The sequence below is a fragment of the Chromatiales bacterium genome (assembly GCA_014762505.1).
Lineage (GTDB): Bacteria > Pseudomonadota > Gammaproteobacteria > SpSt-1174 > SpSt-1174 > SpSt-1174.
Genome location: JABURS010000043.1, coordinates 39,624 through 64,794, shown reverse-complemented (window position 1 = coordinate 64,794; position 25,171 = coordinate 39,624). Strand labels below are relative to the sequence as shown.

Annotated in this window: 24 protein-coding genes; 23 read left to right on the top strand and 1 reads right to left on the bottom strand. The window is 65.8% G+C overall.

Translation table 11 applies throughout. The features are described from left to right. The first annotated feature begins 498 nt into the window (after positions 1–498). From HUJ28_12085 to HUJ28_11985, 21 genes are all read left to right on the top strand, one after another. Positions 499–1,500, top strand: a complete 1,002-nt coding sequence (locus HUJ28_12085; GenBank protein ID MBD3620200.1) for a fatty acid desaturase — start codon at positions 499–501, stop codon at positions 1,498–1,500. A gap of 9 nt (positions 1,501–1,509) precedes the next feature. After that, complete coding sequence (locus HUJ28_12080) at positions 1,510–2,358, top strand: sugar phosphate isomerase/epimerase (GenBank protein ID MBD3620199.1); 849 nt, start codon at positions 1,510–1,512, stop codon at positions 2,356–2,358. A 32-nt stretch (positions 2,359–2,390) separates the two neighbouring features. After that, positions 2,391–3,296, top strand: a complete 906-nt coding sequence (locus HUJ28_12075) for a DMT family transporter (protein MBD3620198.1) — start codon at positions 2,391–2,393, stop codon at positions 3,294–3,296. A 157-nt stretch (positions 3,297–3,453) separates the two neighbouring features. Further along, positions 3,454–4,341, top strand: a complete 888-nt coding sequence (locus HUJ28_12070; protein MBD3620197.1) for a cation transporter — start codon at positions 3,454–3,456, stop codon at positions 4,339–4,341. 83 nt (positions 4,342–4,424) lie between these two features. After that, positions 4,425–4,775 carry a metalloregulator ArsR/SmtB family transcription factor gene (locus HUJ28_12065; protein MBD3620196.1) on the top strand — a complete coding sequence of 117 codons (351 nt, stop codon included), beginning with the start codon at positions 4,425–4,427 and terminating at the stop codon, positions 4,773–4,775. A gap of 48 nt (positions 4,776–4,823) precedes the next feature. After that, positions 4,824–5,759 carry an MBL fold metallo-hydrolase gene (locus tag HUJ28_12060; protein MBD3620195.1) on the top strand — a complete coding sequence of 312 codons (936 nt, stop codon included), beginning with the start codon at positions 4,824–4,826 and terminating at the stop codon, positions 5,757–5,759. 4 nt (positions 5,760–5,763) lie between these two features. Next, on the top strand, positions 5,764–6,738 hold the full coding sequence (locus HUJ28_12055; protein ID MBD3620194.1) for a permease: 975 nt from the start codon (positions 5,764–5,766) through the stop codon (positions 6,736–6,738). Beyond that, the gene (locus tag HUJ28_12050; protein MBD3620193.1) at positions 6,735–7,034 is read left to right on the top strand and encodes a hypothetical protein; all 300 of its coding nucleotides are present in this window, start codon (positions 6,735–6,737) and stop codon (positions 7,032–7,034) included. The genes HUJ28_12055 and HUJ28_12050 overlap by 4 nt, the downstream gene beginning before the upstream one ends. A gap of 34 nt (positions 7,035–7,068) precedes the next feature. Further along, positions 7,069–7,857, top strand: a complete 789-nt coding sequence (locus HUJ28_12045) for an arsenite methyltransferase (GenBank protein MBD3620192.1) — start codon at positions 7,069–7,071, stop codon at positions 7,855–7,857. Positions 7,858–7,875: 18 nt separating this feature from the next. Further along, a complete protein-coding gene (locus tag HUJ28_12040) occupies positions 7,876–8,106 on the top strand; it encodes a TM0996/MTH895 family glutaredoxin-like protein (GenBank protein MBD3620191.1) in 231 nt (76 codons plus the stop codon). Positions 8,107–8,180: 74 nt separating this feature from the next. Beyond that, the gene (locus HUJ28_12035) at positions 8,181–9,191 is read left to right on the top strand and encodes an ArsJ-associated glyceraldehyde-3-phosphate dehydrogenase (protein ID MBD3620190.1); all 1,011 of its coding nucleotides are present in this window, start codon (positions 8,181–8,183) and stop codon (positions 9,189–9,191) included. A 20-nt stretch (positions 9,192–9,211) separates the two neighbouring features. Beyond that, positions 9,212–9,565 carry a four helix bundle protein gene (locus HUJ28_12030; protein MBD3620189.1) on the top strand — a complete coding sequence of 118 codons (354 nt, stop codon included), beginning with the start codon at positions 9,212–9,214 and terminating at the stop codon, positions 9,563–9,565. Beyond that, positions 9,565–10,800 (top strand): organoarsenical effux MFS transporter ArsJ, encoded by a 1,236-nt coding sequence (arsJ, locus tag HUJ28_12025; protein MBD3620188.1) that lies wholly within the window; start codon positions 9,565–9,567, stop codon positions 10,798–10,800. The genes HUJ28_12030 and arsJ overlap by 1 nt, the downstream gene beginning before the upstream one ends. A gap of 197 nt (positions 10,801–10,997) precedes the next feature. After that, on the top strand, positions 10,998–11,978 hold the full coding sequence (locus HUJ28_12020; protein ID MBD3620187.1) for an ABC transporter substrate-binding protein: 981 nt from the start codon (positions 10,998–11,000) through the stop codon (positions 11,976–11,978). A 48-nt stretch (positions 11,979–12,026) separates the two neighbouring features. Next, entirely contained in the window at positions 12,027–12,989 is a 963-nt protein-coding gene (locus HUJ28_12015) for an ABC transporter permease subunit (protein ID MBD3620186.1), read from the top strand. 22 nt (positions 12,990–13,011) lie between these two features. Beyond that, positions 13,012–13,932, top strand: a complete 921-nt coding sequence (locus HUJ28_12010; GenBank protein MBD3620185.1) for an ABC transporter ATP-binding protein — start codon at positions 13,012–13,014, stop codon at positions 13,930–13,932. Continuing rightward, positions 13,932–14,717 carry a creatininase family protein gene (locus HUJ28_12005; GenBank protein ID MBD3620184.1) on the top strand — a complete coding sequence of 262 codons (786 nt, stop codon included), beginning with the start codon at positions 13,932–13,934 and terminating at the stop codon, positions 14,715–14,717. The genes HUJ28_12010 and HUJ28_12005 overlap by 1 nt, the downstream gene beginning before the upstream one ends. 1 nt (position 14,718) lies before the next feature. Next, a complete protein-coding gene (glnT, locus tag HUJ28_12000; protein MBD3620183.1) occupies positions 14,719–16,080 on the top strand; it encodes a type III glutamate--ammonia ligase in 1,362 nt (453 codons plus the stop codon). 31 nt (positions 16,081–16,111) lie between these two features. Next, positions 16,112–16,570 carry a nickel-responsive transcriptional regulator NikR gene (gene nikR / locus HUJ28_11995; protein ID MBD3620182.1) on the top strand — a complete coding sequence of 153 codons (459 nt, stop codon included), beginning with the start codon at positions 16,112–16,114 and terminating at the stop codon, positions 16,568–16,570. A gap of 86 nt (positions 16,571–16,656) precedes the next feature. After that, on the top strand, positions 16,657–17,391 hold the full coding sequence (locus tag HUJ28_11990) for an urea carboxylase-associated family protein (protein MBD3620181.1): 735 nt from the start codon (positions 16,657–16,659) through the stop codon (positions 17,389–17,391). Between the two features lie 17 nt (positions 17,392–17,408). Next, positions 17,409–18,053 (top strand): urea carboxylase-associated family protein, encoded by a 645-nt coding sequence (locus HUJ28_11985; GenBank protein MBD3620180.1) that lies wholly within the window; start codon positions 17,409–17,411, stop codon positions 18,051–18,053. An 86-nt stretch (positions 18,054–18,139) separates the two neighbouring features. Here HUJ28_11985 and HUJ28_11980 read toward each other — a convergent pair whose 3' ends face one another. Next, entirely contained in the window at positions 18,140–19,210 is a 1,071-nt protein-coding gene (locus tag HUJ28_11980; protein MBD3620179.1) for a lipid kinase, read from the bottom strand. Between the two features lie 404 nt (positions 19,211–19,614). Here HUJ28_11980 and uca point away from each other — a divergent pair, with 404 nt between their 5' ends. Both uca and atzF read left to right on the top strand, forming a co-directional pair. Continuing rightward, positions 19,615–23,232 (top strand): urea carboxylase, encoded by a 3,618-nt coding sequence (uca, locus tag HUJ28_11975; GenBank protein ID MBD3620178.1) that lies wholly within the window; start codon positions 19,615–19,617, stop codon positions 23,230–23,232. Between the two features lie 28 nt (positions 23,233–23,260). Then, positions 23,261–25,072, top strand: coding sequence for an allophanate hydrolase (atzF, locus tag HUJ28_11970; GenBank protein ID MBD3620177.1), 1,812 nt, complete (start codon positions 23,261–23,263; stop codon positions 25,070–25,072). Positions 25,073–25,171 lie beyond the last annotated feature (99 nt).

Sequence of the window (25,171 nt, the reverse complement as noted above, 5' to 3'; positions counted from 1 at the left end):
GTGCCGGATGGCAGTATCAAGGCCGCACTCCCTACGCCCAAGACCAGAACGCCAAGTCCCCACACCTCCCCGACCTCCTTCTGCTCTCCGGCCCCACCCTCTCGGGCCTGACCTGGACCCCGACCAAGTATCTGAATTGGCACGGATTCCAGGGTTTTTCAGGTGATCAGCATCACCGCCTGTGGCCGCATCCGCCTGCTACTGCCGACCTGCCCGCGCCAGTAGCGCTACTAGCGACCCCACCCTGGCACCCCGCTTCACTCCGCAGTCCATCCCCGTCAGGATCAGACGCCGAAACGGTGCACCCAGGCACCCAACGCACGCTTACAGTGCGTAAACACCCGGTCTTCCCCCCGGCCTCGCGCAGCCCCAGCCATGTTACCGGCTGGCACGTACTTTGCGAGACCTTCCCCCCAGACAGCGCGTGTGCGCTCACGATCCGGCGGGACGACCCGGCGGGTCAGGCTCACCATGCGGGACGACCCGCGGACTCTCCATATGCCGCGCCTGCTGAGGTATCACGACGGATTTGTTCCAAACACACTCGCCCTGGGCTATGGCCTAGCCGGTTACGCCGGCGGGCTGTTGCTGATCACCAGCGACTCGATCCTGCTGGTACTGCCTGGCGTCTTCCTGCTGGCGCACGCCCTGGTGATCGCCGCCTACCTGCTGCACGAGTGCGCCCACAACACCATCTTCCGTGACAACCGCCTCAACGCCCGCCTGGGCGCCATCCTGAGCTGGCTGGTGGGCAGCGCCTATGGCGATTACGATGGCATCCGCCACAAGCACTTTCGCCACCACGTCGACCGGGCCGACATCGTGGCCTTCGACTTCCGCGGACATCTGCACCGCCACCCGGGCCTGCTGCGCACCATCCAGGCACTGGAATGGACCTACGTCCCGGCGGTGGACCTGCTGATGCACGCGCTGGTGCTGATCCTGCCCTTCGTCCTGCCGAACCGGCGCCCGAACCGCCGCCGGGTAGTCCTGGTGCTCGCCTCGCGCGTCCTGTTCTTCGCCCTGCTGGCCGCCGTCAGCCCCTGGGCCCTGCTGTTCCATGGACTGGCGTACCTGCTGTTCCTGCACGTGTTGCGCTTCATGGACGTGCACCAGCACACCTACCCGCTGTTCGAGACGCTGGAAGGGGACCGCGACGCAGCTCAGGTCCGCTTCGATCGTGCCCACGAGGAACGCAACACCTACTCCAACCTGGTATCGACACGCCACCCGTGGCTCAACCTGCTGACGCTCAATTTCGGTTACCACAACGCCCATCACGCGCGACCCACCGAGCCATGGTACCGCCTGCCTGCCCTGCACCGGCAGCTCTACGGCGATTATCTGACCGACCGCGTACTGCCCGTGAGCCGCCTGCTGGCCTCCTATCACCGCCACCGCGTGGCCCGCGTGCTCAACGCCGACGATCCCGATGGCCGCATCACCGATCCGGCCGGGTTCATCGGCGTGGTCGGCGTCTCCTTCCTCACCGCCCACTGAGCCCCTGCCATGCAGCTGAAACTCTACAAGACACTCTGGGGCTTAGACGGCGACTACGTGGGAGCGGTGGAGGCGGCCGCGGCCGCCGGCTTCGACGGGATCGAGGGCCCGGCCCCCGAGGACGCCGACGAGCGGCGCCGGTTCAGGCGGGCCCTGGCCACGCATGGCCTCGACTACATCGCCGAGATCTGCACGGCCGGCGGCTACGTGCCCGACCGCCATGCCTCGCCCGCCGAGCACCTCGCCTCGCTCGGGCAGCGCCTGTCCCGGAGCCGCGAACTCGACCCGCGCTTCATCACCTCCCTGGCCGGCTGCGACGCCTGGGCGGAATCGCAGAGCATCGACTTCCTTGGCTCTGCAATGGACCTTGCCGCTGACCTCGAGCTGCCCATCAGCTTCGAGACCCACCGCAGCCGCTCGCTCTTCAACCCCTGGACCACGCATCGCATCGCCATGGCCCTGCCTGACATGCAGCTGACCGTGGATTTCAGCCACTGGTGCGTGGTCTGCGAACGCCTGATGGACACGGAGCTCGACGTGATCGAGGCCATTGCCCCCCAGGTGCGCCACATCCATGCCCGCGTGGGCTATGACCAGGGTCCGCAGGTCCCGCACCCCGCAGCACCCGAATACGCCGAGGCCCTGCAGGCCCACCAGCGCTGGTGGACCATTGTGTGGCGCGCCATGCGGGACCGCGGGTTCGAGGTGGCCACCATGACGCCCGAGTTCGGTCCCGACGGTTATCTCCACCACCTGCCCTTCAGCCAGGTGCCGGTGGCCGACCTCGACGAGCTCAACCTATGGATGGCCGAGACCGAACGCACCCACTTCGCGCAGTTCATGGCGGCAAGCTGCTAGCATAGCGGCCACGCTTCCAGACCGAGGTCCTCATGCGTACGCCGCCGCCCGCACATCTGCCCATCATCGTGCTGCTCACTGGCTCCGTGCTGTGGGGGCTCACCTGGCTGCCGCTCAAGTGGCTCAACGGCCTGGGCTTCGAGGGCGTGGCCGTGACCACCATCGCCTTCGGCACGGCCGGACTCCTGCTGCTGCCCGCCCTCTACCGGCAGCGCGCCCAATGGTTGGACCGGCGCACGCCCCTGATTCTCGTCGCACTGATCGGCGGCTATGCCAACCTCGCCTTTGCCATGGCCATGATCTACGGCGAGGTGGTGCGGGTGATGGTGCTCTTCTATCTCCTGCCTGCCTGGGGCGTGCTCGGCGGCCGCATCTTCCTCGGCGAGCGCATCGATCTCGCCCGCTGGCTCGCCGTGGCCCTGGCGCTGACCGGCGCATTTTTCGTGCTCGGCGGCGTGGAGGCCCTCAAGGGCGCGATCACCTGGGTGGACGTCATGGCCCTCACCGCCGGCATGGGACTGGCCGGCAACAACCTCGTCTTCCGTGCCGACCAGCACGTGCCGGTGCCGAGCAAGCTCACCGCCATGATGCTCGGCGGCTTCGGCATGGGCGCCCTGTTGCTCGCCGCCGGCGTACAGCCGGAAACGGTGCTGTTCGTGCCGGACACGCTCTGGGTAGCGGCCTACGGCGGCATCTGGCTGATGGCGGCCACCGCCGCCACCCAGTGGGGGGTCACCCACATGGAGGCGGGGCGCGCCTCGATCCTGATCGTCATGGAACTGGTCACCGCGGTAGGCAGCGCCATGCTCATCGCCGGGGAACGACTGGAACCGATGGAATGGTTCGGCGCGACCCTGATCTTCGCTGCGACCCTGATCGAGGCCACGCGCGCGACGAGTCCCGCCGAGGCGGAGCCGGAGCAGACACCGTTTTCCTGAGCTGAAGACCGGGGCTTTTCGCAGAGGCTTGCCTGCAGAGAAGACCTCGAGGCCATACCCCTGCGGCCCCGCGAGGAGACCTGGGGCCTCGTCCGCCGCTGCCGTCTGCCCCCTCACGCGCGTTACCCCGGCGGATCACATCCGCTATCGTTAGGCCATGGGTGACCATCATCACGGCCACGCGCACGACCGCTCGGGCAAACGCCTGGGCCTTGCCGTGCTGTTCACGCTCGGGTTCGCCGGGGTCGAGGTCGTCGGCGGGCTGTGGGCCAACTCGCTGGCGCTCATCAGCGACGCCGGCCACATGCTCACCGATGCCTCGGCCCTGGGGCTGGCCGCGCTGGCCGCCTGGCTGGCCCATCGTCCCCCGTCCAGGCGCCACAGTTACGGTCTCGGCCGGGTGGAGATCCTCGCCGCGCTGTTCAACGCCCTGCTCATGATCGCCCTCGTGGCCGGCATCGCCGCCTCGGCTGTCGGCCGGCTACTGGAACCGCGGCCGGTCACCGGCCAGGCAGTCATGATCGTCGCGACCATCGGCCTGGTGGTGAATATCGTCGTCGCCTGGATGCTGATGGGCGAGCACGAGAACATCAACGTGCGCGGGGCGCTGCTGCACGTCATGGGCGACCTGCTCGGTTCGGTGGCCGCCCTGATCTCGGGCGTGGTCATCACCTTCACCGGCTGGACGCCCGTCGACCCCCTGCTCGCCATGCTCATCGCCGCCCTGATCCTGTTCTCCAGCCTGCGCCTGCTGCGCGAATCGCTGCACAGCCTGCTCGACGGCGTGCCCTTCTCACTGGACCTGGAGGCGGTGCGCCGCAGACTGGCCGGTATCGAGGGCGTGCGCGAGGTCTACGACCTGCACATCTGGCAGCTCTCCGCCGGCCGCGTGGCCTTGAGCGCCCACGTGCGCGTGGACGACGTCAACCAATGGCCCGCGCTCGCCCGCCGCCTCACGCAGCTCGCGGGGGAGGACTTCGGCATCGACCACGTCACGCTCCAGCCCCACAACGGCGACCACCCGCCGCGCGGTTGCGACACCTGAGGCCCTCACCCGCCGGCACGCTTGCCATATCGATCAGTTTAGATATACTCGCACGAGACTATATCTAAAAAGGTCGATATTGTATGGCAACCGCTGATCGATACCTGCGCGCCCTGGCCGATGAAACACGGCTGCGCTGCATCGTCCTGCTGGCCGGGCAGGACGAACTCTGCGTCTGCGAGTTCACCCACGCCCTCGGCCTGCCCCAGCCCAAGGTCTCGCACCACCTCGGCAACCTGCGCAAGGCCGGGATCGTGCAGGACCGCAAGGCAGGGCTCTGGGTGTATTACCGCCTGCACCCCGACCTCCCGGCCTGGGTGCACGGGGTGATCACGCAGACCGCGGCGGGCGTAAAGACCCAGGCGCCCTTCGCCGAGGATCGCCAGGCGCTGGCCACCATGCCCAACCGCCCGGGCGCGGCCTGCTGCGCCTGAATACCCGCTGGCAGGCAGACACCCGATTTCGCCACAGGAGAGATGAAGATGAACCGAACCATCCGATACCTGACCCGCTTCCTGCTCCCGCTGCTGTTGCTCGCGGCCGGGCCGGCGCTGGCCTACACCCCCGTGGCGGAGAAGGTCAGCGGCAATGTCTACGCCATCGTCGGCCCGCTGGACCAGCGCAGCCCGGAGAACGACGGGCTCAACAACAACCTGGGTTTCATCGTGACGGACGAGGGCGTGATCCTGATCGACTCGGGTGCGAGCAAGCTCGGCGCGCAGCAGCTCGAGGCCGCCATCGCGAGGGTGACATCGCAGCCGGTGAAGTGGGTGATCAACATCGGCAGCCAGGACCACCGCTGGCTGGGCAATGCCCATTTTGCCGGACAGGGCGCCGAAATCATCGCCCTGGCGCGCACCGCCCAGACCCAGGAGCGCTTCGCCGACCGCCACATGCAGACGCTGGAACGCTTCCTCGGTGAGCGCCTGGCGGGCACCGAGCCGCTGCCGGCCACCACCCGTATCGAGGGCGATACGGTCACGCTGACCTTCGGCGGCATGGATCTGGTGCTGAGCTACACCGATGCGCATTTCCCGGGCGACGCCATGCTGTGGATCCCGGGCGAGAAGACAGTCTTCACCGGCGACCTCGTCTACGTCGACCGCATGCTCTCCGTGCACGACTGGTCCGACATGCAGAAGGCGCAGGCCGCCTTCGAGGCCATGGAGGCCCTGGCGCCCGAGCACGTGGTCCCCGGCCACGGTCACGTGACGGACCTGGCCACGGCCCGCCGCGACACGGGCGACTACTACGACTTCCTGGTGGACGTGGTGGGTGCCGCGGCCCGGGAGATGGAATCCATGGCCGACGTGATCGCGCGCCACGCCGGGCACCCGGACTTCCGGCACCTCGAGCACTTCGACTCGCTGCACCGCGCCAACATGAACCGCACCTACCTGCAGTTCGAGGCCATGTAAGCCCGTGTTCGACGCGCTCGCCAACCTGCTCGTCTTCGACCTGCTGGGCCTGTCGCCGGGAACCGCCTTCGGCGCGGCCCTGCAGTTCTTCGTCATGGACATCGCGAAGATCTTCGCGCTGCTCGTGGTCGTGATCTACGTGATGGGCCTGTTGCGCGCGCTGTTCACCCCCGAACGGGTACGCGCCTACGTGCGCGGCAAGCCGAAATGGCTGGCGCGCATCCTCGCCATCCTGCTCGGCGCGGTCACGCCCTTCTGCTCCTGCTCGTCCGTGCCACTGTTCATCGGCTTCGTCGAGGCCGGCGTGCCGCTGGGGGTCACCTTCTCCTTCCTCATCGCCAGCCCGATGATCAACGAGGTGGCCGTGGTCATCCTCATCGGCATCCTCGGCTGGGAGATCGCCCTGCTCTACGTGCTGGCCGGACTCATCGTCGCCTACATCGGCGGCATGATCATGGACGCGGCGCGCTCGGAACGCTGGGTGGAGGAGTACGTCTGGAAGATCCGGATGGGCGAAGTGGCCGCTGCCGAGCCGGACAGCAGCCTGCTCGGCCGCCACCGTTACGCCATGGGCGAGGTGCGCGAGATCGTGCGGCGCATCTGGAAGTGGATCATCGCAGGCATCGCCATCGGCGCCCTGTTCCACGGCTACGTGCCCGAGGACTGGGTGGTCGAGAATCTGGGCAGCGGCAACAACTGGCTGGCCGTGCCCATGGCCGTGATCCTCGGCGTACCGCTCTATTCCAATGCCACCGGCGTCATCCCGGTGGCCGAGGCCATGCTCGGCAAGGGCGTGGCCGTGGGTACCACGCTCGCCTTCATGATGAGTGTCGCCGCCCTGTCCGTCCCCGAGCTGCTGATCCTGCGCAAGGTCGTGCGCTGGCCGGCGCTCGGCCTGTTCGTCCTCATCCTGGCCGTGGCCTTCATCCTGGTCGGCTGGGGCTTCAATCTGTTCATCCCCGAGGAGATTCTGCCATGACCACGCAACCGCAGCTGCATCCCTCCATCGTCGCCATGGTCTCGCTCGCGGCCTCGATCGCCTCCAACCACCCGAGCAAGGGCCTCTGCCAGCTCGCGCGCCTGCGCGAACTCGGCATCCCGGAGCACCAGATCGACACCGTGATCGAGGTCGCGCGTCACATCCGCGACGAGGCGGGTGACAAACTCGATGCCATCTTCGACGAGGAGGCGGCCGAGGGACAGCTTGCCGCGCCGGCCACGACCAGCACCGGTAGCTGTTGCGGCACCGCAGCCAGCGGACAGTCCTGCTGCTGAACGCGCCGACACAGTACACAACGGAGAAACAAACATGCAGAGCACCGATCAGGAAAAGATCCGCGGTGTCGTCCGCGAGACTTACGGCCAGGTCGCCCAGGGCGGCAACGGTTGCTGCACGGGCAGCAACTGCTGTGACCCCGTGGTCGGCACCGGAGCATCCGCCCGCCTCGGCTATTCCGACACGGAACTGGCTGCCGCTCCGGAAGGCGCGGATCTCGGTCTGGGCTGCGGCAACCCACAGGCCATCGCCGCCCTCCAACCCGGCGAGACCATCCTGGACCTGGGCAGCGGCGCGGGTTTCGACTGCTTTCTCGCCGCCCGCGCCGTGGGCGGGTCGGGCCGCGTGATCGGTGTCGACATGACACCGGAGATGCTCAGCCGCGCCCGCGAGAACGCACACAAGGGCGACTACCGCAACGTCGAGTTCCGCCTCGGCGAGATCGAGCATCTGCCAGTGGCCGACGACAGCATCGATGCCATCATCTCCAACTGCGTGATCAACCTCTCGCCCGACAAGGCGCAGGTCTTTCGCGAGGCATTCCGCGTGCTCAAAGCGGGCGGGCGACTGGCCATCAGCGACATCGTGGCCACGGCCAAGCTGTCCGAAACGGCACGACAGGACCTGGCCCTCTATACCGGCTGCATGGCCGGCGCATCCCTCATCGACGACCTGGAAGCCATGCTCGCGTCAGCCGGCTTCGCGGACATCCGTATCCAGCCGAAGGATGAGAGCCGTGAATTCATCCGCCACTGGGCACCGGGACGCCGCGTCGAGGACTACGTCGTATCCGCAAGCATCGAGGCCGTCAAGCCGGCCTGAACACCGGAGGAAGCAGACATGAAGAATATAAAGGTACTGGGCACCGGCTGCGCCAACTGCAAGGCCACCCTAACGCTCATCGATGAGGCCGCCCGCGCCCGGGGAGTGGAGATCGAGCTGGAAAAGGTGGAAGACATCGGCCAGATCATGAGCTTCGGCGTGATGTCCACGCCGGGCGTGGTGGTCGACGGCAAGGTGGTGCACGCTGGCGGTGTCCCCTCGCGCGACCAGGTCGACGCCTGGCTGTAACCGGTGTTCTTCACCAGGTTTAAACAACACGGGCGCATGCTTTGCGTCGGGCTTTCAACCTTCGGATTTCTGACATGACGACACGTATCGGCATCAACGGTTTCGGCCGCATGGGACGGCTCGGCCTGCGCGCGGGCTGGGACTTCGACGAACTGGACATCGCGCGCATCAACGAGATCGCGACGGACGCGGCGGGCTCGGCGCATCTGCTGGTCTTCGACTCGGTGCACGGCCGCTGGCCGCACGATTGCTCCGGTGAAGGCGACGCCCTCGTCATTGACAGCAAGCCCATCGCCTACACACGAAATACAACGATTGCCGACACCGACTGGTCGGACTGCGACCTCGTCATCGAGGCCACCGGCCGGTTCCGCAAGCCCGAGCAGCTCCAGGCCTATTTCGACCAGGGCGTGAAGAAGGTCATCGTCGCCGCCCCGGTCGAAGGTGCGCTCAACATCGTCTACGGCGTCAACCACGATGCCTACGATCCGACAACGCATCACCTGCTCACGGCCGCCTCCTGCACCACCAACTGCCTGGCGCCAGTGGTCAAGGTGATGCACGAAAAGATCGGCATCCGCCACGGTACGATGACGACCATCCACGACATCACCAACACCCAGACCATCGTCGACAAGGGCCACAAGGACCTGCGCCGTGCGCGGGCCTGCGGCCAGTCGCTCATCCCGACCAGCACCGGCTCGGCCAAGGCGATCACGAAGATCTTTCCCGAGCTGGAAGGCAAGCTCAACGGCCTGGCCGTGCGCGTGCCACTGCTCAACGCCTCGCTCACCGACTTCGTCTTCGAGGCCGCGCGCAGGGTCACGGCCGAGGAGGTGAACGGCTATTTCCGCGAGGCGGCGGACGGGCCGCTCGCCGGGATCCTCGGCTACGAGGAGCGTCCGCTGGTCTCCATCGACTACAAGGATGACCCACGCAGCTCCATCGTCGACGCCCCCTCCACCATGGTCATCGACGGCACCCAGGTGAAGGTGCTGGCCTGGTACGACAACGAATGGGGCTACGTGAACCGCATGATGGAGCTCGCGCGACACGTAGCGCGAAGTTTGAAGAGTGAAGTTTGAAGTCTGAAGGAGACAAGGAAGTGAAATCTGATTTGCCGAAAAGGAGCTTCGAGTTTGCCACGCGCATCGTGCGCCTCTGCCAGTTGCTGGACAAGCGGCCAGGGGCTTCAAGAACGCTTGCCTCGCAGCTGCTTCGTTCCGGCACATCGATCGGAGCCAACATAGAAGAAGGTCAGGCAGCACAGAGCGAGGCTGACTTCATCAGCAAATACAGCATTGCGTGCAAGGAGGCACGCGAGACGCATTACTGGCTGCGCCTGATGGCCGCAACCGACCTCGTGGCAGAAACACGATTGGTCGAACTGCAAAACGAGTGCAACGAACTGATCGCCATTCTCACCACAATCATCCGTAAAATGCGCGGCATGACATGATGCACTTTCTTTCAAACTTTAAACTTCAAACTTCACTCTTCCACTACCTGGTAGTGACCGGCGGTTATTGGGGCTTCACCATCACCGACGGCGCGATCCGCATGCTGGTGGTGCTGTACTTCCACCAGCTCGGTTATTCGCCGTTCGAGGTGGCGATGCTGTTCCTGTTCTACGAGTTCTTCGGCATCGTCACCAACCTGGTGGGCGGCTGGCTGGGCGCGCGCATCGGCCTCAACCTGACCATGCACATCGGCATGGCCCTGCAGGTGCTGGCCCTGCTGATGCTCACCGTTCCCGACCCCTGGCTGTCGGTGGCCTACGTGATGGCCGCGCAGGCCCTGTCGGGCATTGCCAAGGACCTCAACAAGATGTCGGCCAAGGCCTCGGTGAAGGCCATCGCGCACGAAGGCGGACCGGACAACGAGTCGAAGCTCTTCCGCTGGGTGGCCCTGCTCACGGGCTCGAAGAACGCACTCAAGGGGGCAGGCTTCTTCGTCGGTGCAGCGCTGCTGCAGCTGATCGGCTTTCGCGGTGCGCTGGCGCTGCTGGCGGGCCTCCTCTTCCTCGTGCTGCTGCTCACCGCCGCGCTGTTGCCAAGTGGCGTAGGCAGGATGAAGGCCCGTGCGAAATTCACGCAGGTCTTCTCCAACACCCCGGCCATCAACTGGCTGTCGGCCGCGCGCTTCTTCCTCTTCGGTGCGCGCGACATCTGGTTCGTCGTCGCCCTGCCCGTTTATCTCTCCGCCGTGCTCGGCTGGGACCACATGGCCATCGGTAGCTTCTTCGCTCTGTGGATCATCGGCTACGGGGCGGTGCAGGCCAGTGCGCCACGCCTGCTGCGCCGCAGTCACCACGGCCGGGGCCCGACCGGCAATACGGCGCGTCTCAGCGCGGCGGCGCTGCTGCTCGCCCCTGCCGGCATCGCCCTGGCACTGCTGCAGGGCTGGGACCCGGCTACGGTGCTCATCGTGGGCCTCGCCATCTTCGGCCTGTTGTTCGCACTCAACTCGGCCGTGCACTCCTACCTCATCCTCGCCTACGCCGATCACGACCGCGTCGCCATGAACGTCGGCTTCTATTACATGGCCAACGCCGGCGGCCGACTCACCGGTACCGTGCTCTCCGGCGTGCTCTACCAGACGGCCGGCCTTGCAGGCGCACTCTGGGCATCGGCCGGCTTCGTGCTGCTCGCGGCCCTGCTCTCCTTCCGCCTGCCCGACCCGGCGGCCCGCTAGGCGTCCTGCCCCAATAAGGGTCTGCCACAAGCAACCCTGCACCAGCACGGGGCGGCGCACGCCCACAGCCGGCCTCCGCAGTCGGCACAATCCCACGTATTAACAGTCGCTTAGCGCGTATCCGGCCATATCTGGCACAGGCGTTGCTCTGTTCGTATTACCCGATTCACCAACGGTAATACCGAAGAGGCCGCACCATGAAAAATCCGCTCAAGAAAATGCTCGGCGCCCTGGCCGGCGTCGCCATGCTGGGCATGTCCGCCCAGGCCCTGGCCGAACCGCTCAAGATCGGCTACAGCGACTGGCCCGGCTGGGTAGCCTGGGAGGTCGCCATCGAGAAACAGTGGTTCAAGGAGGCCGGCGTCGACGTGCAGTTCGAATGGTTCGACTACGTCGCCTCCATGGATGCCTTCGCCGCCGGTCAGCTCGATGCCGTGGCCATGACCAATGGCGACGCCCTCGTCACCGGTGCCACCGGCGCACGCAACGTGATGATCCTGATCAACGACTACTCCAACGGCAACGACATGGTCGTGGCCGCTCCCGGCATCGATTCCGTCAAGGATCTCAAGGGCAAGAAGGTGGGCGTGGAGATCGGCTTCGTTGGTCACCTGCTGCTGCTCAATGCGCTCCAGGAAAACGGCATGAGCGAGGCCGACGTGGAACTCGTGAACGTGCCCACCAACGAGACGCCTCAGGTGCTCGCCTCGGGTGACGTGGACGCCATCGTCGCCTGGCAGCCGAACTCGGGCATGGCACTGCAGATGGTGCCGGGTGCCACAGCCGTCTACAGCAGCGCCGACGAGCCGGGGCTGATCTACGACGTGCTGGCCGTCTCGCCCTCCAGCCTCGCAGCCAACCGCGACGAATGGATCAAGGTCGCCCGGGTCTGGTACCGCGTGGTCGATTACATCAATGATCCGAAGACCCGCGACGACGCCGTGCGCATCATGGCCTCGCGCGTGGGCCTCGAGCCGGCCGAGTACGAGACCTTCATCGAAGGCACCAAAATCCTCACCCTGGACGAAGCGCGCAGCTTCTTCGAGAAGACCGACGGCTTCGACTCGCTCTACGGTTCCTCGAAGCTCTCCGACGAGTTCAACGTCGCCAACGAGGTCTACAAGGACCCGCAGCCGATCGACGACTACATCGACGCCACGATCACCGACGCGCTGTAGACCGACATCACACGAAACCCCGGACCAGCAAGCGGAGAGAGGTAGGACATGAGCGAGGCATGGTTTGCCGTGCGCAAGGAACTGAACCCGCGACGACGGACAGTCCTGGCCGTGCTGAGCTTCCTCATTCCGTTGCTGGTCTGGGCGCTCGTGAGTTACCTGCCATTCCTCTGGCACCCCAAGGTCGAGGTGATCGAACCCGGCGATGTCTCCTACTTCAGGGAGGGCATGCAGGTCGATCGCGAGGTCTTCGAGCGCGAACTCGAGGCCATGCGCACCGAAGGGCTGACGCCGCCCGAGGGTCGGCGCACCAATCCCATCTACCTGCCGGCGCCGCACGAGGTGGCCACTGCACTCTACACGGCCTTCACCACGCCGCCGGAACGGCGCAACGAGCAATGGTTACATGAAAGCCTGGCCGACAGTATCCAGGTCATCTTCTGGGGCTTCTTTCTCTCCTCGCTGATCGGCGTGCCGCTCGGCATCCTGGCCGGGACCTACGACGTGGTCTCGCGCCTCAACGAACCCTTTATCGAATTCTTCCGCTACCTGCCCGCACCCGCGTTCGGCGCACTGGCGGTCGCGATCCTCGGTATCCACGATGCACCGAAGATCGCCATCATCTTCATCGGCACCTTCTTCCAGCAGGTGCTGGTGATCTCCAACACCACGCGCAAGCTCGACCCGGCCCTGCTCGAGGCAGCCATGACCCTGGGCGCGAAGAACGTTGCCCTGCTGTTCAAGGTCGTACTGCCCGGCATCATCACCGATGTCTACCGCGACATGCGCATCCTGCTCGGCTGGGCGTGGACCTACCTGATCGTGGCCGAGATGATCGGCACCAGCTCGGGCATCACCTGGTTCATCACCCAGCAGGCGCGATACAAGAACTTCGACAACGTCTACGCCGCCATCATCATCATCGGGATCATCGGGCTGACCACCGACCTGATCCTCGCCTGGCTCGGCCGACGCATCTTTCCCTGGCAGCGCCACGGCGCCCGTGCCTGAACAGCAGACGAGCGAGAACTCCATGAAACCGCTAGCCCTGCCGAGCTATCTCGACCAGTCGCCCGAAGTGGCCGATCGCTTCTCACGACTGAAAAAACGGCCCGTCATCCTCGAGGTGAACAACCTCACCAAGGAGTTCGACAGCCCCCAGGGTCGCGTGACGGCATTGAAGGACATCAGCTTCCAGACCCACAAGCGCGAGTTCGTCTGCGTGATCGGCCCCTCGGGATGCGGCAAGTCCACGCTCATCCGCACCCTGGCGGGGCTGGAGGAGCAGAGCAGCGGCGAGGTGCTGCTGGACGGCAGGCCGGTGAAGGGCCCGGGGCCGGATCGCGGCATGGTGTTCCAGGGCTACACGCTGTTTCCCTGGCGCACGGTGAAGAAGAACGTGATGTTCGGCCTGGAGATGGCCGGTCGCGGGCGCGTGGCCAGCGAGGACGAGGCCATGCAGTGGATCGATCTCGTCGGCCTGTCCAAATTCGCCAATGCCTATCCGCACCAACTCTCGGGCGGCATGAAACAGCGCGTGGCCATCGCACGGGCCCTGGCCAACCAGCCGCGCATCCTGCTCATGGACGAACCCTTCGGCGCACTCGACGCACAGACGCGGGCCAAGATGCAGGCCTACCTGCTCGAGATCTGGAAGAACATCGACGTCACCATCCTCTTCATCACCCACGACCTCGACGAGGCCGTGTACCTGGCCGACCGCATCCTGGTGCTCAAGGCCCATCCGGGCGAGGTGCAGGAACTGATCGAGGTGCCGGTGCCGCACCCACGTACCCCGGAGCAGTTCCTGAGCCCGGAGTTCCTGGCCACCCGTCGCCGGCTGGAACAACTCATCCACCCCCCGCAGGCAGAAGCGGAACCGGGCATCAACGGCGACCATCTCAACATGGTGCGCATGGTGCCGGTGGATGCCGACGTGGAGTCCGTCTACTGATGCTGAACGACTGGTACCAGATGACCTGGGAAGAGATCGGTGCGCTGCCCGTCAAGGGCATCGACGCGGCGATCCTGCCGGTGGGTGCGACCGAACAGCACGGCCCGCACCTCGGCTGCGGCATGGATGCCGAAATCGCGGGACGGCTGTGCCGCGACGTGGCCACCAACACCGGGGCGGCCCTGCTGCCGGCCTTGCCCTATGGCTGCTCCATCGGCCACTCGAAACGCTGGCCCGGCACCATCGCGCTGAACCCGAAGACGCTCATCGACGTCATCAAGGACATCGGCGACTGGGTGCATGCCTCCGGCTTCAAACGCCTGTTTCTGGTCAATGGGCATGTCACCAACGAGGCGCCGCTGCGTTGCGGGCTCGAGATGCTGCGCGCCGCGCACGACGACCTGATGATTGCCCTGATCAACACCCCGGCGGTGAGCGCACGCGTACGCGAACAGCACTTCGCCGACGCCGGCGACTGGCACGCCAACGCCGCCGAGACCGCGCTAATGCTGGCCATCGCCCCGCACATGGTGCGAGAGGAAAAGATCACCGAGGCCGACGACCCGGACCGCACGACGGGCAGCGTCTTCGCCCATCCCGTGAACCGTACCAGCACCAACGGCGTCACCGGCTTCCCCAGCCAGGCGACCAGGGAACAGGGCGAGATCCTTTACGCCTGGATGGTGGAGGACCTCTCGTCCCTGGTAACGCGCGGCATGGACGAGGAGCCTCCGCTCCCCCATTCCTATTTCGAACCCGTACAACCGAACGAACGAAAGGCCTGACATGAAGACCGATGCAGAGATCAAAAAGATTCAGGACCAGCTCAAGTCCAAGGGCGTGAAGTACTGCCTCGGTGCCTACGTCGACATACACGGCGTACCCAAGGGCAAGGTCGTCCCCATCGACCACCTGGCCCACATGGCCCACGGCTCCGAACTCTACACCGGTTATGCCCTGGACGGCCTCGGCCAGGCGCCGAACGACGACGAGATCGCCTCGGTGCCGGACCTCGACCACATCATCCAGCTGCCGTGGCAGCCGGAGATGGCATGGATGCCGGCGGACAATCACTTCAAGGGCGAACCCTACCCGCTCAACACCCGCGTCGCACTGAAGAACATGATGGCGAAGGCGGCCGAGATGGGCTTCGGCTTCAACCTCGGCATCGAGGCCGAGGTATTTGTGCTGCGCCAGAAGGAGGACGGCTCGCTCGAGGTGCCCAACCCCGATGACAAGCTGACCAAGCCCTGCTACGACGCACGCGGCTTCCTCGACCAGTTCACCTGGCTGGACAAGATGGCCACCACCGTCAACGCGCTGGGCTGGGATCTCTATTCCTTCGACCACGAGGACGCCAACGGCCAGTACGAGTTCGACTTCATGTACGCCGACGGCCTCACCACCTGCGACCGCTTCACCTTCCTGCGTCTGATGGCCAAGGAGTACGCGAAGCAGGAGGGGCTGGTCGCGACCTTCATGCCCAAGCCCTTTGCCGACAAGACCGGCAATGGCGCGCACTTCAACATGTCGCTGTACGACCTCGAGACCGGCGAGAACGTCTTCGCCTGCGACCCGAAGGACGACCCGCGCGGTCTCGGCCTCACCGATATCGGCTACCACTTCATCGGCGGCATCATCAAGCACGGCAAGGCGCTGTGTGCGGCCTTCGCCCCCACGGTGAACAGCTACAAGCGCCTGGTACGCCAGGGTGACATGCCCTACTTCACCTGGGCACCGGTGTTCAACTCCTTCGGTTCGAACAATCGCACCAACTCCATCCGCGTGCCCATGGGCGGCGGGCGCTGCGAATCGCGCAACGCCGACGGCGCGGTGAACCCTTATCTCGCCGCCACGCTCGCCCTGGCCGCCGGCCTTGAAGGCATCCGCGAAGGCATTGATCCAGGGCGGCCGCAGGAGGACAACCTCTACGCGCTCACCGATGCCGAGCGCGAGGCGCGCGGCATCGAGTTCCTGCCGAAGAACCTGTCGGAGGCGATCGACGCCTTCGAGGCCGACCCCTTCGTCATCGAGGCCCTGGGCCAGGAACTGCGCGACGAGTTCATCAAGTACAAGCGTGCAGAGTGGGTCTCGTATCACCAGACCATCTCTGCCTGGGAAATCGAACGCTACAGCCACCTGTTCTAGGCAGGCGAAACGAAATGGCCAGGAGAGAAACATGATCAAGGGACAAGGTGGCGTGAGCCGGGTGAGCATCTCCCTGCCGGAGATGCTCCTCAACCAGCTCGACGACATGGTGATTGCGCGCGGCTACGAGAGCCGCTCGGCCGCCATCTCCGAGATGATCAGCCACGAGGTGGTGGCGCACAAGCGGGAGCTGGGCAACGAGGTTATGGCCGGCACCATCACCCTGCTCTACGACCACTCGACCCCACGCCTGCAGAAGATACTCGCCGACCTGCAGCACGAACACGTCGATGAGGTCATCAGCTCGCTGCACGTGCACCTCATGCACTCGCAGACCATGGAGGTGATCCTCGTCCAGGGGCCGGCCTCGCGCCTGCAACAGATCGCCGACCGGATGATCACCAACCGGGGCGTGATCTCGGGCAAGCTGGAGCTGACCACCACGCTGATTCCGCAGGTGCACCAGCCGCCAGCGCGCAAGGCGGGCTGAGTGACTTTGTGCCGGACGGAAAACCTCGCCCTGGCGGTATTACCAGAACGAACTTTCGTATTAACGACGCATCAGGAGAGAACGACATGACTCAATCACTCGACAGCAGCCGGGTCCTCTGGGATGAACTGGTTCCCGGTGGTGCGCACTGGTCCGGGGTGATGCGCCGCGGCACCACGCTGCGTCTCACCGACGTGAACGGCGGGGCCAACGTCGCCATGCTGCTCTACAACTGGGAAGATCGCGGCGAGCGCTACAACATGGCCGACACGCTCAAGGGACAGCACACGGCCTTCCTCACCACCGGCAACGTCTGCTACAGCGACATGGGCCGCGTGATGTGTTCGATCACGTCTGACAGCTGCGGCTGGCACGATACCATTGGCGGCGTGTCCAACGCGAAGATGGTGAAGGTCAAGTACGGCGAGGCGCGCTACCAGGAACACCGAAATGCCTACCACCGCAACGGCTACGATAGCCTGATCAACGAGCTGGGCAAGTACGGTCTCGGCCGCCGCGACCTGGTCTCGAACCTCAACCTGTTCAGCAAGATCGTGGTCAGTGACGCGGGCGACATGCAGTTCGTGCCGAACAACTCGAAGGCGGGCAGTCACATCGACCTGCGATTCGAGATGGACTGTCTGGTGGCGCTCTCCACCTGCCAGCACCCGCTCGACCCCAACCCGGCATACGCACCGCAGGACGTGAACCTCACCGCCTGGCGCTCCGAGAAACCCGGCCCTGACGACGCCTGCCGCAACCACTGCGAACAGAACCAGCGTGCGTTCATCAACACCGAACGCCTGTATCCGCTCGGCTGAACCAAGGAGACATCGACATGAGTACCCAACTGGTGGAAAGCAGCCTGGATGCCAGCCAGGCGATCTTCAGCGAGGTTGTGCCGGCCGGCGAGCCCTTCATGCACGTCGTGAAGAAGGGCCAGACCGTTCGCATCCTCGACCTCGAGGGCAACCAGGCCGTGGACACCCTGTTCTACAACGCCAACGACCTGGAAGAGCGCTACAGCGCCAACGACACCATCCGCAACCAGGGCAACATCTACCTCACCACCGGCACGCAGCTGCTGTCGAACGAGGGCAACGTGATGCTCACCATCACCGCCGACACCTGCGGCCGTCACGACACCATCGGCGGCGCCTGTTCGGCCGAGAGCAACACCGTGCGCTACGCGCTGGACAAGCACCACATGCATAGCTGCCGCGACAGCTTCCTCATGGCCCTGGCCCACTTCGACCATGGCATGGGCAAGCGCGACCTTTCCTCGAACATCAATTTCTTCATGAACGTGCCGGTCACCCCGGAAGGCGGGCTCCGGTTCGAGGACGGTATCTCGGCCGCCGGCCGCTACGTGGAGATGCGGGCCGAGATGGACGTGATGATCCTCATCTCCAACTGCCCACAGCTCAACAACCCCTGCAACGCCTACAACCCCACACCGGTTGAAGTCATGATCTGGGATTGACCCCGTTTCACGACATGCTCATGCCAGACCGCCCCTGACATCAGGGGCGGTCTGCGTTCAGGCCCAGACGTTACCGCCGTCGCCGATCAGCGCGGCTCCAGCAGCGCATCGTCGGCCGCCAGCTGCATGTAGCGATTGTCGAAACGCAACTTGATGTTGTCCCGGTTACCCAGCACGCTGCCATCCGGAAACGCGATGCCGACCGTCTCCGGGCTGTCGAGCAGGCCCGCCTCGGCCGAGAAGCGGCGCACCTTGTCCATGGTCTCGACCAGGGCACGATCGGTCGCGAAGCGCGTCGCCTCACCGGCGTCATAGAACATGCGGGTGGAGGCGAGCTGCGATTCGTAGCCGACCAGGTGCGAACCCGATGCCTCGCCCATGTAGGCGCGCGCATTGCGACCCACGCTGTCCTGGCGCGACATCAGCGCCATGGTCTCGTACCAGGCGCCCACCAGGGCCCGGCCGAGGTCCGGATTCTCCTGCAAGGTGCGCGTATTCACCACGGTGAGGTCGATGATCTCACCGGGAATCTGGCTGGAGTCGAACACCTTGTTCGATTCGAGCAGTCCCATCACCAGGTTGAGCTGCGGATTCCAGGTCGCGATGGCCTGCATGTCGGTCATGGCAAACGCCATATCGATGACCGCGTCCGAGGTATCCTTGAGCCGGATGTCGGTCTCGCGCAGCCCGACCGAACCCAGTGCGCGATGCAGCAGGTAATGGGAAACGGAGTACTGCACCAGACCGACCTCCAGGCCCTTGATGGCCCGCAGGTCGTCCCGGCGCTTCAGCACCACGGCATCGTTGCCATTGGAGAAGTCACCCACGATCAACGCGGTGGAATCCGTGCCCATGGCGGCAGGCAGGGTGAGCGCATCGATGTTGGTCATGGTGCAGGCATCGAACTCGCCGGCGGCGAAACGCTCGATGGAGTCGATGTACTCGGCCACCTGCACCACCTCGATCTCGATGCCGTAACGCGCGGCCCATTTGTCCACGATACCTTCGGCCCGCGCCAGCTCCCAGGGCATCCAGCCGACATACAGCGTCCAGGCCACCTTGAAACGCTCCCTGGCCATGGCCGGCGGCGCCAGCAGGACGAGAACGACGAGCACGTTCACGAGCAGAAAGTAACAACGCTTGCGGGGGCCAGACATGGTGATCGCTCCTGATCTGTTGGTTATATCGGTCTCGCCCCGTCGGCGTTAATACCAAACCGGGCGACCGTAATACGCGACTCAGCAACTTCCATGCCCGCAGTCGACCGCCTGCACCGGAACACGGCTGACGACAGGCCACGCACCACGTGCTGGCAGACGTGAGCGGAATCGCCCCGTTGCGGTGCATGCGTGCCATCATCTGGCCTGCCGCGTCGCCGTATTACGCAACACGCATCGGGTAATACGGCCTGGCCCGAGATTTGCTCCGGTATTGGCAAGACGCGCCTCGCGGGACGACCCCCGGGGCCTTGGCCAGCACGCCGGGACGGCCCGGCACGACCAGGGAGTGATGTGCACCGACGGACACCTGCGCTGGCGCGGGCCCGTGGTCACGACTGACGATGTTCAACAAGGTACTGATAGCGAACCGCGGCGCGATTGCCTGCCGCATCATCCGCACCCTCCGACGCATGGGCATCCAGTCGGTGGCGGTGTACTCCGAGGCCGATGCGCACTCGCTGCACGTCGCCCAGGCCGACGAGGCCGTGTGCATCGGCCCGGCGCCGGCTAACCAGAGCTATCTCGATCAGGCCCGGATCCTCGAGGCCGCGCGCGCCACCGGCGCACAGGCCATCCATCCGGGCTACGGCTTCCTCAGCGAGAATGCAGACTTCGCCGAGGCCTGTGCGGCGAACGGCATCGCTTTCATCGGGCCGACACCAGTGCAGATGCGCGACTTCGGTCTCAAGCACAAGGCGCGGCACCTGGCCGCCGAGAACCAGGTGCCGCTGCTGCCCGGCACGGGTCTGCTCGACGATGCCACCCACGCCAAACGCGAGGCTCTGCGCATCGGCTATCCGGTGATGCTGAAGAGCACGGCGGGGGGTGGCGGCATCGGCATGCAGCTCTGCCACGGCGAGGAGCAACTCGAGGAGGCCTTTCATTCCGTCGAGCGCCTGAGCCGTAACAACTTCAGCCAGGGCGGCATCTTTCTCGAAAAATACGTCGAGTACGCGCGTCACATCGAGGTACAGATCTTCGGTGACGGGCAGGGCAATGTGGTCGCGCTCGGCGAGCGCGACTGCTCCGTGCAACGCCGCAACCAGAAGGTGATCGAGGAGACGCCCGCGCCCGGCATCAGCTATCGCCTGCGTGCACAGCTGATGGAGGCGGCGGTGCGCCTCGGACAGGCCGTCAACTACCAGTCCGCCGGCACGGTGGAATATGTCTTCGACACGAAGACGGGCGAGTTCTACTTCCTGGAGGTGAACACCCGCCTGCAGGTGGAACACGGGGTCACGGAGGAGGTCACGGGCGTCGATCTCGTCGAGTGGATGCTGCGCCAGGCTGCCGGAGAGAATGCGTTCCTGCTGGACTACCGGCACGCGCCACAGGGTGCGGCCGTACAGGTGCGGCTCTACGCCGAAGATCCCGGCAAGCAGTTCCAGCCGGCCAGCGGCGTGCTCACCGAGATGCGCTTCCCGCCCGGGGCACGTGTCGACACCTGGGTGGAGCAGGGTTCATCGATCCCGCCCTACTACGACCCGATGGTGGCGAAGATCATCACCCGCGGCCGCGATCGCGCCGAGGCGATCGACAGGCTGCTCGATGCGCTGGACGAGACCTCACTGCATGGCATCGAGTCCAACCTGCCCTACCTGCGCGCCATCCTGCGCGACGACATCTTCACCCGCGCCGCGCACTACACGCGCTATCTCGACGGCTTCGCCTACCGGCCAGCCACCATCGAGGTGCTCGCGCCCGGCACCCAGTCCACGATCCAGGACTACCCGGGACGCACCGGCTACTGGGACATCGGCGTCCCACCCTCGGGACCGATGGATCACCTCGCCTTCCGGCTCGCCAACCGTGCCGTGGGCAATGCCGAGGGCACGGCCGCACTGGAGCTCACCGTCACCGGACCCACGCTGCGCTTCAACACCGACGCCGTGATCGCGCTCGCCGGCGCGCAGATGAAGGCCCAGCTCGACGGCGAGGACATCGACTACTGGCAGCCGATCGAGGTGAAGGCCGGCAGCACGCTGAAACTGCGCGGCATCACCGGCAGCGGCAGCCGCAGCTACCTGGCCGTGCGGGGCGGCTTCGACGTGCCGGACTACATGGGCAGCAAGTCCACCTTCACGCTGGGTCAGTTCGGCGGGCACGGCGGGCGCACGCTGCAGGTCGGCGACGTGCTGCGCCTGAACGGCTCGGCGAGGAATGGCGAACCGGCACGGGCGATCCCGGCCGGACTCATCCCGCGCTACGACCGGCACTGGGAAATCCAGGTGACCTACGGCCCGCACGGCGCGCCGGATTTCTTCACCGACGACGACATCGCGACCTTCTTCTCCACCGACTGGGAGGTGCACTACAACTCCAGCCGCACGGGCGTGCGCCTGATCGGGCCGAAGCCCGCGTGGGCACGTGAGGACGGTGGCGAGGCCGGGCTGCACCCGTCCAACATCCACGACAACGCCTATGCCATCGGCGCAGTGGACTTCACCGGCGACATGCCCGTGATCCTCGGCCCGGACGGCCCCAGCCTCGGCGGCTTCGTCTGTCCGGTCACCATCGTGCAGGCCGAGCTGTGGAAGATGGGCCAGCTCGCGCCCGGCGACACGGTACGCTTCCACTGTATCGACATCCCCACGGCCAACGTACTGGAGCAGGCACAGGACATGTCGATTGCGCAGCGCGTCGAGGCCCCAGCCTCGACACCCACGACCTGCACGCCCGGCCGGGATGCCACACCGATCCTCTTTCGCGCCGAACCCGACGCGGGTCACGTGGGCGTCTGCTACCGCCAGGCCGGCGACAAGTACCTGCTGGTCGAGTACGGCGAACTGGTACTCGACCTCAATCTGCGTTTTCGCGTGCACGCGCTCATGGAATGGATGCGTGCGCAGACCATCGACGGCCTCGTCGATCTCACGCCCGGCATCCGCTCCCTGCAGATCCACTACGACAGTCGCGTCATCAGCCAGGACGCGCTATTGCATATCCTCCGGCGCGCCGAGGACGAACTGCCGCCGATCGAGGAGATGGAGGTTCCCAGCCGCATCGTGCACCTGCCGCTGTCCTGGGACGACCCCTCCACCCGGCTGGCCATCGACAAGTACATGCAATCGGTACGGCCCGACGCGCCCTGGTGCCCGAGCAACATCGAGTTCATCCGTCGCATCAACGGGCTGGAACGCATCGAGGATGTGAAGGACATCCTCGTCAACGCGAGCTACCTGGTGATGGGGCTGGGGGACGTCTACTTGGGTGCGCCGGTGGCCACGCCGCTGGACCCCCGGCATCGCCTGGTCACCACCAAGTACAACCCGGCGCGCACCTGGACGCCGGAGAACGCCGTGGGCATCGGCGGGGCCTACCTGTGCGTGTACGGCATGGAAGGGCCCGGCGGCTACCAGTTCGTCGGCCGCACGGTGCAGATGTGGAACCGCTACAGGCAGACGCGGGACTTCACCGACGGCAGGCAATGGCTGCTGCGCTTCTTCGACCAGTTACGCTTCTATCCCGTGAGCCACGAGGAGCTCACGCAGATGCGCAAAGACTTCGTGCAGGGCCGCTTCAACCTGAAGATCGAGGAGACCACGCTCAAGCTCGGCGACTACAACCGCTTCCTGCAGGACAACGCGGACAGCATCGCCGCCTTCAAGCAGACGCAGCAGGCGGCCTTCGAGGCCGAGCGCGAGCGCTGGAAGCAGGCCGGCCAGGCCGAGCACGTCGACGCACTGCCGGACGAGGAATCGGCTTCCGACGCCCCCTTCGACATCCCGCCGGGCTGCATCGCCGTTGCCTCGCCCGTCACCGGCAGCGTGTGGGAGATCACGGCACGTGCCGGCGACAAGGTCGCGCCGGGCGACCTGCTCCTCGTCGTGGAGGCCATGAAGATGGAGATCCCCATCGAGGCGGACGAGGAAGGGGTGATCCGCGAGATCCTCTGTACGGCCGGGAGCGCCGTCCACGCCGGTCAGGCCATGATCCTCATCGAACTTGCCAGTGAATGATTCGCGAACCTCGACACGGGAAACACCCATGAACCACGCACAGCTCAGCCTGGACATCGCCTCACTGCACGCCGCCTACCGCGAGGGCACGCTCACTCCCCGCGACCTCGTCGACGTGCTGCTCGAGCGCATCGCCGCGCAGCCGGACCGCAATGAATGGATCCACCGCCTCTCTCGCGAGGAGCTGCAGGGCTATGCCGACAGCCTCGAGGGCCATTCGCCCGAAACGCTGCCGCTCTACGGCATCCCCTTCGCCATCAAGGACAACATCGACCTCAAGGGGGCGCCCACCACCGCCGCCTGCCCGGCCTTCGCCTACCAGGCACAGAAGAGCGCCTTCGTGGTCGACTGCCTCATCGCCGCCGGGGCCATACCGATCGGCAAGACCAACCTCGACCAGTTCGCCACCGGCCTGGTGGGCACGCGCTCGCCCTACGGCGCCTGCCAGAATGCCTTCGACCCCCGCTACATCTCCGGCGGTTCCAGCGCCGGTTCCGCGGTGACGGTGGCCACCGGCATGGTGAGCTTCTCGCTCGGCACCGACACGGCCGGCTCGGGACGCGTGCCGGCCGCCTTCAACAACCTGGTGGGGGTCAAACCCACGCGCGGCCTGCTCTCCGCCAGCGGGGTGGTGCCGGCCTGTCGCACGCTCGATACGGTTTCGATCTTCGCGCTCAACGTGGCCGACGCCCGGAAGGTCTTGCAGGTCACCGCGAAATTCGACGTGCAAGACGCCTACGCCCGCCCGGCGCCGGACTTCCCCCATGACTTCGATACCCATGCCTTCCGCTTCGGTGTGCCGCGTCCCGACCAGCTCGAATTCTTCGGCAACACCGAGGCGCAACGGCTGTTCGCCGAGGCCGTCGCGCACCTGGAGGGACTCGGTGGCACACCGGTGGAGATCGACTTCGCCCCCTTCCTCGAGGCCGCCCGCCTGCTCTACGAGGGACCCTGGGTGACCGAGCGCTACCTGGCCGCTCAGCCCCTGATCGACGAGGCCCCCGAGGCCCTCATGGACGTGACCCGTACCATCATCGCCGGCGGCGCGAAACCCATGGCCACCGATGCCTTTGCCGCACAGTACCGCCTGATGGACTACCGCCGCGCGGCCGAGGCCGCCTGGCGCGCGGTAGACGTCATCGTCACCCCCACCGCCGGCACGATCTACCCCATCGAGGCGGTGAATGCCGATCCCATCCGGCTCAACGCCAACCTCGGCTATTACACCAACTTCATGAACCTGCTGGACCTCGCCGCCCTGGCGGTGCCCGCGGGATTCCAGGCCGACGGCCTGCCCTTCGGCGTGACCCTGATCGCGCCGGCCTTCGGTGACGCCGCGTTGCTGCCGCTGGGCGACCGCCTGCAACGCGCCACGGTGCAGACCATGGGCGCGACACCGCATCCACTGCCCCCGCAGGTCGACGGCCCGGCCCGCGACAACGGCCGGATTCGGGTGGCGGTCTGTGGCGCACACATGGAAGGGCTACCGCTCAACCACCAACTCACCGAACGCGGTGGCCGGCTGGTCCGGCGCACCCTCACCAGCCCCGACTACCGGTTCTATGCCCTGCCCGGGGGGCCGCCCTACCGTCCTGGCCTGGTGCGTGCGGGAGACGGGGCCCCGATCGAGGTGGAGGTGTGGGAACTGCCTGCCGAACACTTCGGCAGCTTCGTGGACGGGATTCCCGCCCCCCTGGGCATCGGGCGCGTGGAACTGGCCGATGGCGAGCAGGTCGCGGGGTTTCTGTGCGAGTCCTACGCCATCTCCAGGGCAGAAGACATCACCGCGCAGGGCGGCTGGCGCAGCTACCTCTCCCGCACACCCGGATCGGCCCGCTAAAACCCTTCAATATTTAAGTCTTTCGCGCTAATCTGCATCTGGTGCTGCCGGTGATTTTCACCGGCAGAGACCACTTTCCTGGACCATACTCCCCTGCGA

Coding starts and splice junctions, on each gene's coding strand:
- HUJ28_12085 (MBD3620200.1), top strand. CDS start 499: ATGCCGCGCCTGCTGAGGTATCACGACGGATTTGTTCCAAACACACTC.
- HUJ28_12080 (MBD3620199.1), top strand. CDS start 1,510: ATGCAGCTGAAACTCTACAAGACACTCTGGGGCTTAGACGGCGACTAC.
- HUJ28_12075 (MBD3620198.1), top strand. CDS start 2,391: ATGCGTACGCCGCCGCCCGCACATCTGCCCATCATCGTGCTGCTCACT.
- HUJ28_12070 (MBD3620197.1), top strand. CDS start 3,454: ATGGGTGACCATCATCACGGCCACGCGCACGACCGCTCGGGCAAACGC.
- HUJ28_12065 (MBD3620196.1), top strand. CDS start 4,425: ATGGCAACCGCTGATCGATACCTGCGCGCCCTGGCCGATGAAACACGG.
- HUJ28_12060 (MBD3620195.1), top strand. CDS start 4,824: ATGAACCGAACCATCCGATACCTGACCCGCTTCCTGCTCCCGCTGCTG.
- HUJ28_12050 (MBD3620193.1), top strand. CDS start 6,735: ATGACCACGCAACCGCAGCTGCATCCCTCCATCGTCGCCATGGTCTCG.
- HUJ28_12045 (MBD3620192.1), top strand. CDS start 7,069: ATGCAGAGCACCGATCAGGAAAAGATCCGCGGTGTCGTCCGCGAGACT.
- HUJ28_12040 (MBD3620191.1), top strand. CDS start 7,876: ATGAAGAATATAAAGGTACTGGGCACCGGCTGCGCCAACTGCAAGGCC.
- HUJ28_12035 (MBD3620190.1), top strand. CDS start 8,181: ATGACGACACGTATCGGCATCAACGGTTTCGGCCGCATGGGACGGCTC.
- arsJ (MBD3620188.1), top strand. CDS start 9,565: ATGCACTTTCTTTCAAACTTTAAACTTCAAACTTCACTCTTCCACTAC.
- HUJ28_12020 (MBD3620187.1), top strand. CDS start 10,998: ATGAAAAATCCGCTCAAGAAAATGCTCGGCGCCCTGGCCGGCGTCGCC.
- HUJ28_12015 (MBD3620186.1), top strand. CDS start 12,027: ATGAGCGAGGCATGGTTTGCCGTGCGCAAGGAACTGAACCCGCGACGA.
- HUJ28_12010 (MBD3620185.1), top strand. CDS start 13,012: ATGAAACCGCTAGCCCTGCCGAGCTATCTCGACCAGTCGCCCGAAGTG.
- HUJ28_12005 (MBD3620184.1), top strand. CDS start 13,932: ATGCTGAACGACTGGTACCAGATGACCTGGGAAGAGATCGGTGCGCTG.
- glnT (MBD3620183.1), top strand. CDS start 14,719: ATGAAGACCGATGCAGAGATCAAAAAGATTCAGGACCAGCTCAAGTCC.
- nikR (MBD3620182.1), top strand. CDS start 16,112: ATGATCAAGGGACAAGGTGGCGTGAGCCGGGTGAGCATCTCCCTGCCG.
- HUJ28_11990 (MBD3620181.1), top strand. CDS start 16,657: ATGACTCAATCACTCGACAGCAGCCGGGTCCTCTGGGATGAACTGGTT.
- HUJ28_11985 (MBD3620180.1), top strand. CDS start 17,409: ATGAGTACCCAACTGGTGGAAAGCAGCCTGGATGCCAGCCAGGCGATC.
- HUJ28_11980 (MBD3620179.1), bottom strand. CDS start 19,210: ATGTCTGGCCCCCGCAAGCGTTGTTACTTTCTGCTCGTGAACGTGCTC.
- uca (MBD3620178.1), top strand. CDS start 19,615: ATGTTCAACAAGGTACTGATAGCGAACCGCGGCGCGATTGCCTGCCGC.
- atzF (MBD3620177.1), top strand. CDS start 23,261: ATGAACCACGCACAGCTCAGCCTGGACATCGCCTCACTGCACGCCGCC.